Origin of the sequence: Paenibacillus sp. FSL R5-0766, assembly GCF_037971845.1 — a bacterium.
Classification (GTDB): domain Bacteria; phylum Bacillota; class Bacilli; order Paenibacillales; family Paenibacillaceae; genus Paenibacillus.
This window is the reverse complement of sequence record NZ_CP150227.1, coordinates 2,309,593-2,325,221: the sequence shown is the minus strand read 5'-3', so window position 1 is coordinate 2,325,221 and position 15,629 is coordinate 2,309,593. Positions and strand designations below refer to the sequence as shown.

Genomic DNA, 15,629 nt, shown 5'->3' with positions numbered 1-15,629 from the left:
ATCAACCTTTTACGGGGTCCAAACAGCACATAAAAGCAATATAAATGGCACAAATTCAACCACTTTGCCTTAGCTTGAATAAACAAAAAAAAAGCGCCCAGACGTTAGTCGTCTGAGCGCTGCTTGTAACTATTTTTTCACACTGTCATACCATTCGTTAACCTCTTGCGTGATTTGATCACCGCCACCCGATTTCCACGTTTGTACAAAGGTATCAAACGCATCCGCCGGATTTTTGCCATAGATAATTTCGTTAAATGCTTGATTCTCGATTTTGTTCAGATAGTCCAGCTTGGATTTCATCGTCTGTGTTGTTGGACCTGTGAACATGTTTTTAAAGGAAATTTCTTCTTGGCTCAGTAACACTTTGGCTGCTGCTGGAGTTTCTTTACCGTAATTGACAGCAACATCTTTCTCAAGCTTCGTTTCAGGCTCTTTGCCATCCGCTAAGTTCAGAAGTGCTTTCATCTGGGCATCTGGAATACGAGCACCGTCGCGAACAAGCAAATAACGTACAACGTTCACGTATCCGCCTTCAATCTCGTCAATCGGCATTTGTTTTCCATTTGCATCCAATTGGTAGTCATAACCTGCAAACAGACCGTTATCATAAGGGCTACCTGGTGCCGGGTCTGCATAATTGTCGAACAGGTAGTTCTGGTACGTAAAGAATGCTTCTGGGTGTGCCATATCTTTTTTGATCAACGTAACACCATTAACGAACTGTGTTCCGTGACGCATCGCTTTTCCTTCAGGACCGGTAGGAATTTCAATCGGTTTCCATACCGCACTCGGTACATTTTTCACTGTATCGAGGAGTGGCCACCCACTCATCCAGTAAGGTCCTGGAATAATACCGGCAGTTCCTGCAACTGCTGGCTCTGCTGTTTTGTTCTCATCCCATAGAGCTGCTTCCTGCGGGATATATCCTTTTTTGAGCCATTCGCTCAATTTGGTCAGACCTTGCTTCATGCCTGGATTAATGGAGCCATACTCGAGCTTTCCATCAGTTGCCAGATTCCATTGTTGAGGTAAGGTGCCATATGCACCAAAGATCCAGGATACATCTCCCATCCATGTGTTCATGGATGTTTTGAAACCAACGCTGAGCGGAGTGACTTTTTCAGGAGCCAAGCCGTCCGGGTTATTGTTTTTGAAGGCTTCCATAACGGTTTCCAGCTCATCGATTGTTTTTGGTGCTTTTAGATTCAACTTGTCCAGCCAATCCTGGCGAATCCAGAGCAAGTAATCATTGTTGTATGCGTAGTCCAGAACAGGAATACCCATTCTTTTGCCATCACGACTATATTGGTTCCAAACGTTAGGATCTTGCTCCATCGCTTTTTTCCATGTGTCTGAAGCATATTTGTCGAACAGTGGACCGACTTCTTCGTACATGCCAGAGTCGATCAAGTCTTGAGCAACGAGATTGTCCGCACTACCAATCGTCACGATATCTGGCATTTCCTGTCCAGAGGACATAGCCAGACGAAGTTTGGTTGCAAACGCACTGTTTGTGTCTGTTACTGACCAGAGCGCGCTGACATTAATCCCGAATTTTTCCTTGGCCCACTTGGTTGCAACGTTATTTTCCATGGATTCGCCATTTTTAAACTTCAGCTCAGGATCGATTCCCCATGCTGTTGTAATGGTTACTTCCGGATCATACTTTTCTTTGTATTCGTTTTGGGTTCCAGATGTACTTGGTGTTGCACTATCTCCGCCCCCACTGCCGCCTGAACATCCTGCAAGAACGACAGTTAGACTCAGCGTTGTAGCGAGAAGCGTCAAGAATCTCTTTTTTGTTGATTGCGCTCTCATGTTGTTCCCCCTTAAATCGTTTTGGTTACCCTTTCATTATAGGCTGACCAGGCCTTTGAGCCTATGATACGAAATCAAGATTTCTGCACCTTTGCCAACCTATATTCTGGAATGTTGTTGTAATTATGCCTGATCCCGAAATTCATTTGGTGTCATACCATAATGTTTTTTGAACATTTTGCTGAAATATTGCGGATTTTGATAACCAAGTTCACTCGTAATCTCGTATATTTTTTTGTTACTATTCTTAAGCAGATATAGAGCACGTTCCATGCGCATACGAATCATGTAGTCCCCAAGACCTTCCCCAGTCTCTGCCTTGTAAATTTTCGATAGATATACAGGGTGTAAATATACCTTGTCCGCAATCATCTTCACCGACAGATCCTGTCCTGTATCTCTTGTCACCAGCTCCTGAACCTGCTTGATTACATGCCTACGGCTCTGCACACCTTCCTGATCGGACAACTCTTCCTGAAGCTTCGCCAGCATCTCGGTAGCCCAACGCCGTAGCTTCTCGGGGGATTGAATCAACTGATGAGCAAGGAGCAGATCGAATCCCGCATGATCAATCTCATGCACCAGATGCCCCTGTTTATGGGCGATATACATAAATGCATTAGTTACCGACAGATACATCTCATACACATGTTCTCTGGACAATCGTACCTGTTCTGCCGCGTCAAAGACCGTGTTCAGCTTACGCGCTGCCGCTTCCCATTGCTTGGTCTCGAGCAATTGCGGAAGTACAGGTGGTTTGTACAGCTCTTCGAGCGCCTGCGTCGCATCATTCTCCGGTCTTTTGCTGAGCGCCTGATCCATGTCCATATATATAATCTTGTGTTCTTCCGGTCCTGAAAGGACAAGCGAACCCAGACTTTTCCGATAAGCTGCTGTCAACTCATTAAAGGGAAATGACGGTGTAACTACCATGGACAGATCTCCCTGTAAATATCGAATGACATGCTCACGGAAAGTTTCAGCTGAGATTCTCAACGTCTCCAAGTCCATCTGCGGAGCTTCGATCTGATCTTGATTCTGCAAGAACATAACCAGACACTCATGGGGTCCGCGACCAAACCACACGTTAAATTGCTCTCCAAGTACTTCCTCTGCAATATTACCTACCGCAAAATCCATCAGATCCAGAGACTGCTGGTCCATTGATGAGAAACGTCCTGTAAGGCGAATCAGCATCATCACAGCCGATTGTTCTGGATCGATATGAATCTCATATTGTTGCAGTTGTTCCCGAAGTGCCCGCGCCGTGATCTCACGCCCCAGCAGCAGATCATGCATGAGATTTTCCCGCAAAATTTTATAGTCAGATTTCCGACTGTATAACAGCCGGTGATATTTATCGAATTCATCCCACTCATCGCGAAGAGACGTGATAGCTGCCGACACCGATCCCATAAACTCATCATCGTTTACGGGTTTCAGGATATAATCCGCTGCCTGCAATTGAATAGCTTTTTTAGCATAATCAAAATCACTGTGACCCGTTAGTAAAATACAGCGGATATGAGACCAGCGCTTGCTTACCTCTGCAATGAGATCCAGTCCGGACATGCCAGGCATGCGAATATCGGTAACTACGATGTCTACTGCATTTTCCTCCATAATCTCCAACGCTTCTTTACCAGATGCGGCACGCAGCACGGTCGTTACTCCAAGCTCTCCCCAGGGGATCGTAAGTTCCAGACTTTCTGTTACGTATGTCTCATCATCTACCAGCAATATATCAATCAAGTGATTCACTCCCTATTTCGTTCATTCTGCAAATGGATTCCATCGTTCATCATGCATTACATATTCCAGGTGCTTATCCTTCATTCTCCAGAAGAAACTCCTGCTCGGCAGGCCAAGACAGCGTAACGCGTAATCCACCAAGTTCCGATTCCGTTACATCCAGCCCAGCCTGCTCCCCATATCGAAGCTGGAGTCTCTGATTCACATTCCACAGGCCACAGCCCATCTCCTGATCCATCGTTCCCCTGAGCTTACTCAGAAGCGCCTCACGTGCCTCCTGCGTCATGCCTTGCCCATCATCTTCTACCACAAGAACCATGACACCGTCCTGTTTTTCCCCGGATACTCTTATTTCTCCGGCTTCCGCGTCCGCTTCTATACCGTGAATCACCGCATTCTCCACCAGTGGTTGCACGATGAGTGGAGGAACCTCCTGTCTTAACATCTCATCGGACAGATCAATCTTGTAGTGAATGCGGTCCATACGCATCCGTTGGATCTCCAGATAACAGCTGACAAATTCAATCTCTTCTGTCAACGGTACCACATCCCGCTCCTGTCTAGTCGTATACCGATAATATCGCGATAGATTATGCGACATCGCTACAACAGCGTCCATACGCTTGAGCTTCGCCATACTTGTAATGAAGGAGAAACAATTATAGAAAAAGTGCGGGTTAATCTGCGATTGCAGCTGCTTCAACCGGGCTTCACGCACATGAATCTGTTCCAGATAAACGTGTTCAAATAACTGCTGGATCTGCTCCACCATCAAGTTGAAACGTTCGGACAGGAAACTGAATTCATTGCGGCCTTTTGGCTTAATCCTCACTGAATAATCTTCCTGCTTCAACCGCTGGAACCCGCGAATGAGTTGTTTCACTGGTACCTGTACCTGAACATAGAACAAATACGCCACACCAAAACTCATTAACAACAAACAAATCATGGAAGAATAGAACAGCATATTCGATTGATGAATGGGCTTCAGAATATCTGATAGCGGCATGTAGTCCACCAAATACCAGCCTGTTGTACTGGATTTCACGGTGTTAACCATGTAAGGCTCGTCCCCGATCACTACTGTACGATTATCAACGTCCTGAAGTTTGTGGGCGGACAGTTCTTCCATCAACTGATTCGTTAATGAACGATCTGAAGTCCGATTATAGATAACCCCCGATTCTTCACGGAAATAGAAGGGGTCATGCCTGCCATCGTCCTTGAATTTGTCCAGCATATCCCGAATGTTATCACTATCAAACTCCAGTTTAATAATCGTTTCCGCATGATTAGCTGGGTCCTTAATACCGTATGGAGATACCGTAATCCAGCTAAACATGAACCGATCATCTTCCCCATCCTGAATTTTGCGTACATCCCAGCCGGAAATGATATTTTCCCTTAGCGCTTCTTTATCGTAAGAACGTGCGTCCCTTTCGGAAACCACCCTTCCCAGCGAAGGAGAATACAGATATAACTTTGTAGCCCAATTGGATGAACTTTCCTGAATACTCAGCTTATTCTGAATACGTTTGACCAGGTTGATCGCATCCAGATCAAAGTAGTTACTGTCCGCATAGATTCGCCGGAAGCTGCCAATATCAGGATCATGTATGAGCAGATTCGGCCATGAGGATAACAGTTCGATGTGTGTGTTCACTTGATTTTGGAAAAATTCAAGCTGGTTACTATTTGATCGATTCAACTCATCTCTGAGAACAGCTGTTGTTTTGTGATTGGAGTACCAGTACAAAAGCACTACAGGAATCAGCATAATCAGAATAAGAATGACCATTTTGGAAAACAGGTTTGTCCGATATGACATCTTTTCATCTCACCTTGTCTAAATTTGTCGTGACATTAATTGTATTGATGTAAGCGCTAAAGACAAACTATTTTTTTGAGACAAACCGATTCATTATCTAGCGTAAGCGTTACCAATTCAAGGGGGAAGGAGATAAAACCAACATTTCTGCACTAATTGCAACTTCCACGCACAAAAAGAGCCAGCGATTAGCCAGCTCTCTCTAATTTCAGTATATGCCTTTGATCTTTTTATTCTACTCAAACCTTATTCCACTTCTGTTTATGTAATTATTCTTTTTTACTATAAAAATATCAACTATGGAATATCATAATCAAATACCGTATTCGCTCCATCCACGCCTACATCCAGCACAATATCCATAAGTTTTCCATTGACGAACAGAGGGGATTCCGCTTTCCCGTAAAACTCCAACTTGCCTGTAAACGTTCCATGGGGTTCAATCTCAACATGTACCGGCCTTAACTGGACAGACTGCAAGGCTTCCAACAGTGGATCGTCCTTAAACTTATAACTTCGTGCGAGATCAGGCATTAACACGGCGGATACGGAATCTCTGCCGTAATTTTTGAGTGTAAGGTCACAGGTGGCTCGGGTCTCACCCGTTTTCAGCACGTTAAAGGTACAAGAACTTGCATTCTGTACATAGGATACCGCATTAATGCCTGTAGCTCCCCACTTGGCTATATACATGAATTTATCCGTCATGTACGAATAACTGAGAATGATAGCGATAACTACGATCCATAACCCTTTTGCAAGACCGGGGAATGATTTCCCGATTTCTTTGCGTGTAAGGTAGAAGCCGCAAGCGAAGATCCCCATCCCCAGGAAAAGTGTGATATGTACACCACTTAAATAAGACGTAGTATACGGTGATATACCTATTGCTGACAGCATGGTATCTCCAACAGAAAAACCAAGATGATGGTTAAATGTAAAGATGATAGCAAATAGCAATAAAGCCCCTGAGAACACAAGTCTGATTCTCGACACACGAACACCCCCTAATCAACCACCTTATTGTATCATATTTTTCCTATTTATGATTAACAATCCAAATCCAAAAAACAACAATAAAAAGAACGTCTTCGGCTGTTCACCGAAAACGTCCTCCATTTTCACCGCTGACAAGAGCTTGTAATAACACAGGTCTCTCTGTCATGGCTGACGATCATTTATTGCTTAGACAAGAATGCATCAAGTTGTTCCTGTTTGGCTGCAATAATTTTATCAATTCCCGCTGCTTTCAATTTCTCCAGATATTTCGGAATCATCTCATTTGGATCAACGGCGCCCGATGTCATACCCGGCTTGAACTGTTTGTTCACGTTGTTGACCGCCGCAATTTCATTTTTGACAGATTGGCTGTTGAACGTAAAGCCCAGTGCTGGCGACTTCACACCTTTGGCGTTAAACTCTTTGAACTTCTCCCATTTCTGTGGATCTTCATTATCCCAGAGGAAGTTCAGGAATTGGTTACCCAGTTGCCATTGTGCACCTGGATTGTAGGTACGACTGTTGGCATCTACGCCATCAGGGAGAGCAATGATATTATCCTGTCCGTCTTTTTTCACATAATGTGTACCTTCAATTCCGAAGTTCAACAAGTTGTTAATTTCCTTGTCGGAATGCAGCAGGTTAATGACCTGCATTGCTTTCTCCGGTTGCTCTGAAGAACGGGAGATCGCGAGCATCGCTCCAGATGCATCACCCGTCGTGATTGTCGGCTGTGTCATCTCAATCTGAGTGAGTGGGAAACCCACATACCCTTCTTCTTCTTTATCCTTGCCTGGCTTCATGCCATCTGTCCAGAGAAACGCTTTTCCAGCCTTCGCCTGGTCTTTCGGGAACACATTGGACGTAGCAGCATCACTGTTGATATATCCCGCTTGATACCACTTGCGAGCGAGTTCAGCCGCTTCTTTGAATTCTGGGGTCTCCACTTCATTCAGCACCGTTGTTCCGCCTGCTGTTTTGGAGATGACTCCAGGTACGGAAGCATCACCGAGATAATCCCAATCCAGATTCTCTAACAGCCCGTTACCATTGGTATTGGACATATAGAATGGTGTGATGGCTGGCTCGTTTTCCTTGATTGTTTTGAGAAGTGGCTCCAGATCAGCCCATGTCTTTACAGCTGTCAGGTCCAGCTTATACTTGTCAGCCAGATCTTTACGTACCAGCACACCACGTGTGGCCGCGAGTTCCTTATTCGTAGGAACGCCGTAATTCACGCCGTCCACCTGGGAACCTTCCAGAAAGGCAGGGTCCAGGTTTTTCTTGATATCCTGACCATGTGCATCAAGCAGATCATTCAAGGGCAAGAATGCGCCTTTAGCTACATTCACCGTGTAGTTCTGCCAAGCTGCTGTGAAGATAATGTCTGATTTTTCACCTGAGGAAATCATGAGATTCAGCTTGTTATCCCACTGTCCCCAGTCAATCGCATTGATCTTAAGCGTGGCTCCGATCTTTGGTTCCATCTTTTTGTTAATCTCGGCTTCTACCAGAGCGACATCCTTCTGTGGTGTCCCTGGGTAGAACAGTGTCACTTCATAGGGTTTGCCCCCACCTTCACTTGCTCCTCCGCCTTCTGCACCAGGTGTTGTTGTTCCACCCTTGTCTGATGAGCAAGCTGCCAGCACCAGGCTCAGCGCCATAACCGTTGCCATCATGCGTGACCATACCTTTAATGATCTAACCAATTGAACCCCTCCTGTCATGTGTTGAAACATTCAACCGAATTCCCCAATTCACAAATAAACCGATAACTACTTCTGTATATGCCCTTTCAGTCCATCTTCATTTACCTTGCCCACTCCGCTAACCGGTTCAGAGTTATCCCTTCACAGCGCCAACCGTAAGACCTTTGATGAAATAACGCTGGAAGAACGGATATGCCAGTACAATTGGACCAATACCGACCACAGCCATCGCCATTTGCAGAGTTTTGTTAGGCAGATTCAGCAATCCACCCTGCGACGAAATCTGTGAAGAGACGTTGGAGTTGGTTGTTAAATATTGAATATCGAGCAGCGTCCGGTACATAAGATACTGAAGGCTGATCGTCCGGTTATCTGATATAAAAATCATGCTAAGGTACCAGTCATTCCAGTAATTCAATGTACTGAACAACGCGACGGTTGCCATTACGGGAAGAGAGAGCGGAAGCACGATACGTGCAAACGTTCTCAATTCTCCCGCACCATCAATCCGAGCCGATTCCAGAATGGACACCGGAATGGAGTTCGCGAAGAATGTACGCATGACCAGTACAAAGAATGGGGATAGCAGTAGCGGCATAATGAGTGCCAGTAGGGAGTTTTTCAGATCCAATACGTTGACATAGACCAGGTACCAAGGTACCAGACCCCCATTGAACAACATTGTGAAGAAGATGAAAAAGGCGAACCAGCCCCGGTAAGGCAGATCTCTCCGTGAGAGCGGATACGCATACAATGCGGTCAACGCAACACTTGTAATGGTACCTACAACGGTAACAATAAAGGATATACCATACGAGTGAATGATCTGATCCATATCTCTGAACAGAAACTCATAAGCCGTCAGGCTGAATTTCTCTGGAATAAGCTTATATCCATTGGCAATTACTGTTGTCTCGTCCGAAAATGAGATGGCGAAGACAAGCAGGATCGGCACGATACAGGCAATGGCATAGAATAGAAACATCGCATGAATAACGGATGCGGAACGCTTCGATACGGCTAGTGGATCACGTGATTTCACAGCTGACTTGCCTCCTCTCAAAATAATGCATTATCTTTATCTATTCGCCTTACGATGGTATTGGATACAAGAACCAGCACAAATCCAACGATTGCTTGGTATAGACCAGCTGCTGATGACATCCCGATATCTCCACCGATAAGGAACGTACGATATACGTAGGTATCCAGTACATTCGTTACAGGGAACAGCGCTCCTGATTCCAGTGGAACCTGGTAGAACAGACTGAAGTCTGCATAGAATATACGGCCAATTTGCAATAACGTCATAATGACGATTAATGGGACGAGAAACGGAATGGTAATGAAGCGTATCTGATGCCATTTGGTTGCTCCATCAAGCACAGCTGCTTCATAATATTCTTCATCGATACCCACGACAGCTGCCAGATAGATGACCGCATAATAACCAATATTTTTCCATGTGTTCACCAGTGGCAAAATATACGGCCAATACTTCGGCTCTGAATACCAGTCGATCGGCTGACCGCCGAACATCTGCAGAATCGTTGAGTTCATGAAGCCTGAATCCTTGCCCAGGAAAGCCAGTACCAGATAACTGACCACAATCATGGACAGGAAATACGGTAATAACATAAGTGATTGATATAACTTGGACATTGCCTTGTTTTTCACTTCATTGAGCAGAATAGCAAGCCCGACACCTACAAAGAGATTCAGTGCAATGAACACCGTGTTATACGCGAGTGTATTTCGGGTAATTTCCCATGCATCACTGGTTGAGAACAAATATTTGAAATTGTCCCATCCACTCCATGGGCTACCCCAAATACCATCAGCATAGTTTACATTTTTGAATGCGATCAGAACGCCGAACATCGGCATATAGTTGTTCACCAGCAGAAACAGGACCCCTGGCAAGAACATGAGATACAGCACCTTGAATTTGCCAAGATTGTGCCACACCGACTTGCGCTTTCGGACTGTTTCTCCCGGTATTTCCGATATTCGTACTCCCTTACCCGCCTGGGGTTGTGTCTTCATAACTTGTTCTCCCTCACTCCTCTTGAATTCTTCCTCAGGATGAAGCTCCGTTGCGGCTCCTGTGGTTCAAGTATACGGCGGGGCGAATGAGACCTCTATCTGCTGTGGTGACCTGTTGACTTATCAAATTATGACTTTAGTTCCAAAAAAAACAAAAGACGCAGCATGCTGCGCCCTGAACTATACGGTACGTGACTGTTTTCGAAACTCCTGTGGCGTTATACCCGTGCACTTTTTGAACATTTTGGTGAAATGCGAGTAATTGTAGTACCCCACCTTGCCAGCGATATCCGTCACTTTGACGGTGGACTGGGACAACAATGTCTTCGCTTTGGCTACTCTGCCCTGCAGGATAAACTCAGATAGGGACATCCCCTTCTCTTTCCGAAACAGACGTGATAGATAAGCGGGATTGAATCCGGCAAAAGCTGCAAGTTCCTCTCGCATAAGTTCTTCACCAATATGAGTTTCAATATAAACGCACAACTGATCCACAATGGTCATAGGGCTATGATCGTCCGGGTACAACACCGGGATAACACGATCAATCAGATCAGCCGTCCACTGCTTCAACTGCGGCAACGACCTTGTCACCATACTCTCTTCCGGCTCCCGTTCACCCGGATACAGACTGCGTATTGACACGTTTTTCTGATGAAGCAGCGGATAGACCACATGCAGCATGGCATGATAGTAGAGATGTAACATTTCAGGAGATAAACCCTCTTGGGCAGCAAGCAACTCAAAAATCTCATCCACACGTTCTCGCAAATCTCCTACTTTACCCGTCTCAAAAAGAATAGATAATTCCGAAAACCATGGAATAGGCAAAAAGCGATCTTCCTGATCTCTTCCCCGCTCATCATAGACAAATACTTCTTCAAGCTCCTTAATATTGCGCCGCTCCATATCCATCAGTTCATTTAACATGCCTTGCAGCTCAGTCACAGCAACCGGGGCACCAACATAACAGGACAACCGACAGTAGAAATACGTACCACATTCCTGAATATATCCCTGACAACGTTGTGCCACTTCGCTCGCACTCGGAATGATGCCATCTTGCTCATAAGCAAGCACAATATTTAATCCACTTTGATCCTGAAACACCTCACCGGGCTTGTCGCCAAGCAGCATCTCTTTGGCTGCATTACGAAGGGCATATTCCAATACCTCTTCGTCACGCAAATCAAAATCACGCACCCATTCCTCTACCGATATCACAATGGGTAACACACGAGCATGCGGATCTATCTCGGCACCATACAGTTCTGCGAGCTCTTGCAACCGTTGTTCGGTTAACGTGATACGCTGAGAGATGGCATCTTTCCAGAAGCGTTCTGTCAGCAACGGTTTATGGGTTTTCCAGCGTTTGTATACGGTCTCATAAACTTCGTTGGTACGGGTACGCTGCTCCCCATCCTTGATCTTCTCCACCGCCTGGGTTACTACCTTAATCAATTGATCCGCTGGAGCCGGCTTCAACACATAATCAAAGCTGTTTAGCTTAATGGCTGTCTGAGCATAATCGAATAAAGCATGGCCTGTCAGGAAAATGGTCAGTATGCCTGGATCATGTTTCAACACCCAACTTTGCAGGTCAAGCCCTGTTTCACCAGGCATCTCGATATCACAGATCATGATATCAATAGCATTTGCCTTTAAAATCTTTCTTGCCTCTTCGGCATCACCAGCACTGTATACCTGGTCAATGCCTGCTGCTTGCCAATCGACTCCTTCCACCATTGCTTGTAATGCATACACTTCATCATCCACGATCAACAGGTTCCGCATAGGCTCCCCCTTCTTCCTCTTCGGTCTGAGCGGGTAAATCAATGATGACTTTGGCGCCATGATCCACCTCATTGCCAAACTGCAAACTGGCTTGATCACCATACTTCACTAAAAGCCGATGAGCCACGTTCCATATCCCGATATGTTGTCCATTCGGGTCTTCAGCGTATTGTCCATGTTGCAGACGCCCCAACAATTCCTCTTCAAATCCGACACCATTGTCCACAATCATCAGTTGAAGCACCGTCCCATCGACCTGACCGGACGACTTCTCACCGAGGCGCGCCACGATCCGAATGACAAAGGCTTGTGTCCGGCGCTGAAATCCATGAATAATGGCATTCTCCACAAAAGGCTGAATGGTTAATGGCGGAATCACATAATGTCCCAGATTCGGTTCAACATCCAGTTCAAAATCAAATCTGCTTGGAAACCTCAGCTTTTGAATTTCTAAGTAATGACGAATGTGCTCGAGCTCTTCATCCAGACGAATAACACGTTTGCCTGCACGCAGACTGAATCGAAAATAATCGGCCAGATGACCAGCCATCTGCTGCACCAATTCATGTTTTTGCAAGGAAGCCAGACTATGAATAATATTGAGTGAATTCAGGTAAAAGTGAGGATTGATCTGCATCTGCAGTTGTTTGAACTCTGCCTCCCGCGTCCGCAACTGTTCCTCATACACATCAATTTTTAGATGCCTGATCTCACTGGTCATTTGATTGAAACTTCGTGTCATAAATTCAAGTTCCGAAGAAGATGGCGGTTCCAGCTTCACATCGAGATCTCCACGGCTCACCCTTTTCATGCCTCGGATTAATGCATTCATCGGGCGGAATAACAGATGCCGCAAAAAGATCAGTGCAGTAACCAGAATTACTGCCGCACCAATGGGAAGGAGACGAATGATCTGCTGGAAAAACGGGAGGTTACGCATCATGTCTTCCTCAGGCAGCAGCACGATATAATTCATCTGGGACATAGCCGAGGCAATACCCAACATCAAATATTGAGGCGCTTCTCCCTTGTTCACAACTTCAGAGATAACCTGATACGGATTTTCCAGGCCCGGAAGATGCGCTGCAGCCAGCTGAATCTGTGCAGTATTCAATGTGGAATCCGATAATGCCCCACCGTCGGTTCCAACAATGACCGCGCCTCCCCGATCTCCGGATTCAGTGAATTGTTGTGTATGATTCAGTGCATTCATATCGACAAGTGCACCTGCATAGAACTGCTGGTTGATTCGCACTGTTTTCACCAGCGCATTCCACGTCCCGCCACGCACGATGCTCCATTCCGGCTTCTGAATATCCCCTTCCAATTGCTGCATCTGGACTGGCATACTCTCCTGCACAACCGACTTTTTGACATCATAATTGCCTGAAGTGGCGAGCAGCAGATCATCATTCACGGCATCATATAGAAAAAAAGAATCGATTAGATTATAAAAACCGATATCTGTCATGAATTTGTTCATAATTCGTTGCTTTGCAATGATATAATCACCGCTGCCGTATTTCAGAAAAAACAGAGAGATAATATCCGGGTCCCGCTCGCCCAGACTATATAAATACCGATTCGTCTCCTGTAATACACGTTCATTCTGCTCCACACTCTTGGCGAGATGATTCATATTGGTGAGGGATACTTTGTCACGTACAACTTTCATGGCGTAGACGTTGTTGTAATAAAGCAGCATGAATAATGGCAGCATGATCAATGTAAGGCCCACTATAAATTTAAAACGAAGTGAACGGATAAAGCTCATGGATTATGGATTCCCGCCCTTTTAGAGGTAGTTCAAAAAGTCCGCTGTACTGAACCAGACTTTTTGAACACACACTTTATTTCAACATAGTTTTTCTATTTTCTTCCTTATGATGGCATGTTTATTGTAATCACCCCTGCTTGCCATTGTCTATGGGGTCCCGTGACCTTCACATATCAATTCTGGTGACTTTCATCCGCTCCAATTTCAAGAGTAACAAGCTTCATGTTGTAATAAATTCTCCAGTTGTAAAATAAATCCTTCATTTATAGCTCAGAAGCTTCTCCCTAAAATAAATGCTGCGGCAAACCCCGGACTCCACGAACGCCCGATCTTGACATGCATACGATATATCACTCCTCGGGTTAGTCACCAGGATGTAGGGAGGCCTGTTCGATGAATATTCAACTCACTGCGTTACACTATGTCTATCTGGCATTTATCGTCTTGATCATCGCCGTAATGATCCGGCGCAGGGACACCACCATCATCTGTGTCGCGGGTATTATGACCATTGGACTTCTGGCAACCGAAACCTTAAGCGGGTCAGTTGCTGGGATCTTCAGCAGTTTTATCTATGCAACAAAAGAATTGTTAAGTACGATCTTCATCATCTCGATTATTGTGGCAATGAGCCGTGTTCTAATCAGAACCGGCATTAATGAGGTCATGGTAACACCCGTCACCCGGTTTATCCGTTCCCCTCAGGTCGCGTATTGGGGTATCGGATTGATCATGATGGTAGTATCGCTATTTTTCTGGCCATCCCCAGCCGTAGCACTCGTCGGTGCAGTACTGCTTCCTGTAGCCGTGCGTGTAGGTCTTCCTCCGATTGGAGCTGCCATTGCCATGAATCTGTTCGGACATGGGATTGCGCTGTCGGGAGATTACATTATTCAGGGGGCTCCCAAACTTACAGCTGATGCAGCCGGTATACCGGTTACTTCCGTCATGACGGCCAGCATACCTCTGGTCATTGTCATGGGCACCATATCTACACTTACAGCCTTCTGGATGCTACGCAAAGAGATGAAATCAGGCTCGCCTGTTCATTCCCCAAACGTTATATCAGGTACCGTGGGCACGGAACCTTCTTCCTCATCAGAGGCTGTGTCCACCTCCCTACCCACTGATCAGCCTGTACAACCTCAAGTCATGTCAGCCCGTGTGCAAAAGGCGTTCGCTCTGCTTATCCCTCTGTTATTTGCAGTTGATGTGATTCTGATGTTTGTATTGAAGTTGCAAGGTGGTGACGCAACAGCTCTGATTGGCGGAACTGCTGTCGTTATACTGATCGCCGTTACCCTTGCCGCACATCGACATGCGGGACCAGAGGAAACGACCAATTATTTAATAGAAGGATTTCAGTTTGGTTTCAAGGTGTTTGGACCGGTTATTCCCATAGCCGCATTTTTTTATCTGGGAGATGCTGCGATTACGGAGTTGTTCATCAACCCTCTTCCTGAAGGTTCACACGGGATTGTGAATGATCTTGGGGTCGCACTTGCTGGACTGGTGCCATTGAATGATACGGTGGGAGCCATTACAATGACGGTGACCGGAGCGGTCACAGGAATGGATGGTTCGGGGTTCTCGGGGATATCCCTGGTTGGCTCGATTGCGTCCATGTTTGCAGGATCGGCAGATTCCGCACCTGTACTGACAGCACTCGGTCAGGTTGCAGCCATATGGGTAGGTGGCGGAACCTTGATTCCATGGGCATTGATTCCTGCTGCTGCAATCTGCGGAGTCAATCCTTTTGAACTTGCAAGACGCAACCTGAAGCCTGTGCTGCTGGGACTCGCGGTAACGACGATTGTGGCCATTTTTTTGATCTGACCAAAAGTTATTTACACTGACACTACGATGACAGAAACACCTTCCAATCGCTGTTATTCCCAGATTT

The 15,629-nt window shown here is 45.7% G+C and carries 10 protein-coding genes; 1 reads left to right on the top strand and 9 read right to left on the bottom strand.

Features of this window, described 5'->3' with window-relative positions; translation table 11 throughout:
- Nucleotides 1-129: 129 nt before the first annotated feature.
- The 9 genes from MKY66_RS10560 to MKY66_RS10520 all read right to left on the bottom strand — a co-directional run bounded on the left by MKY66_RS10560 (nt 130) and on the right by MKY66_RS10520 (nt 13,723).
- Nucleotides 130-1,821 carry an extracellular solute-binding protein gene (locus MKY66_RS10560; RefSeq protein WP_076208976.1) on the bottom strand — a complete coding sequence of 564 codons (1,692 nt, stop codon included), beginning with the start codon at nt 1,819-1,821 and terminating at the stop codon, nt 130-132.
- Between the two features lie 123 nt (nt 1,822-1,944).
- The gene (locus tag MKY66_RS10555) at nt 1,945-3,573 is read right to left on the bottom strand and encodes a response regulator (RefSeq protein ID WP_076208977.1); all 1,629 of its coding nucleotides are present in this window, start codon (nt 3,571-3,573) and stop codon (nt 1,945-1,947) included.
- A 73-nt stretch (nt 3,574-3,646) separates the two neighbouring features.
- The gene (locus MKY66_RS10550; RefSeq protein ID WP_076208978.1) at nt 3,647-5,401 is read right to left on the bottom strand and encodes a sensor histidine kinase; all 1,755 of its coding nucleotides are present in this window, start codon (nt 5,399-5,401) and stop codon (nt 3,647-3,649) included.
- A gap of 297 nt (nt 5,402-5,698) precedes the next feature.
- Nucleotides 5,699-6,397: a hypothetical protein gene (locus tag MKY66_RS10545; RefSeq protein WP_076208979.1), complete on the bottom strand. Its 699-nt coding sequence runs from the start codon at nt 6,395-6,397 to the stop codon at nt 5,699-5,701.
- A gap of 182 nt (nt 6,398-6,579) precedes the next feature.
- Nucleotides 6,580-8,109 (bottom strand): ABC transporter substrate-binding protein, encoded by a 1,530-nt coding sequence (locus tag MKY66_RS10540; protein WP_036609560.1) that lies wholly within the window; start codon nt 8,107-8,109, stop codon nt 6,580-6,582.
- Nucleotides 8,110-8,242: 133 nt separating this feature from the next.
- Nucleotides 8,243-9,151, bottom strand: coding sequence for a carbohydrate ABC transporter permease (locus MKY66_RS10535; protein ID WP_017689303.1), 909 nt, complete (start codon nt 9,149-9,151; stop codon nt 8,243-8,245).
- Between the two features lie 17 nt (nt 9,152-9,168).
- Complete coding sequence (locus MKY66_RS10530) at nt 9,169-10,155, bottom strand: ABC transporter permease subunit (protein ID WP_076208980.1); 987 nt, start codon at nt 10,153-10,155, stop codon at nt 9,169-9,171.
- Between the two features lie 180 nt (nt 10,156-10,335).
- The gene (locus MKY66_RS10525; protein ID WP_076208981.1) at nt 10,336-11,949 is read right to left on the bottom strand and encodes a helix-turn-helix domain-containing protein; all 1,614 of its coding nucleotides are present in this window, start codon (nt 11,947-11,949) and stop codon (nt 10,336-10,338) included.
- On the bottom strand, nt 11,924-13,723 hold the full coding sequence (locus MKY66_RS10520; RefSeq protein ID WP_076208982.1) for a sensor histidine kinase: 1,800 nt from the start codon (nt 13,721-13,723) through the stop codon (nt 11,924-11,926). Before MKY66_RS10520 ends, MKY66_RS10525 begins: the two co-directional genes overlap by 26 nt.
- 396 nt (nt 13,724-14,119) lie before the next feature.
- Here MKY66_RS10520 and MKY66_RS10515 point away from each other — a divergent pair, with 396 nt between their 5' ends.
- A complete protein-coding gene (locus MKY66_RS10515; protein WP_076208983.1) occupies nt 14,120-15,562 on the top strand; it encodes a hypothetical protein in 1,443 nt (480 codons plus the stop codon).
- Nucleotides 15,563-15,629 lie beyond the last annotated feature (67 nt).

Bases quoted from the DNA above. Each gene is read 5' to 3' on its own strand.
- MKY66_RS10560 (WP_076208976.1), bottom strand. From the start codon at position 1,821: ATGAGAGCGCAATCAACAAAAAAGAGATTCTTGACGCTTCTCGCTACA.
- MKY66_RS10520 (WP_076208982.1), bottom strand. From the start codon at position 13,723: ATGAGCTTTATCCGTTCACTTCGTTTTAAATTTATAGTGGGCCTTACA.
- MKY66_RS10515 (WP_076208983.1), top strand. From the start codon at position 14,120: ATGAATATTCAACTCACTGCGTTACACTATGTCTATCTGGCATTTATC.
- MKY66_RS10530 (WP_076208980.1), bottom strand. From the start codon at position 10,155: ATGAAGACACAACCCCAGGCGGGTAAGGGAGTACGAATATCGGAAATA.
- MKY66_RS10550 (WP_076208978.1), bottom strand. From the start codon at position 5,401: ATGTCATATCGGACAAACCTGTTTTCCAAAATGGTCATTCTTATTCTG.
- MKY66_RS10525 (WP_076208981.1), bottom strand. From the start codon at position 11,949: ATGCGGAACCTGTTGATCGTGGATGATGAAGTGTATGCATTACAAGCA.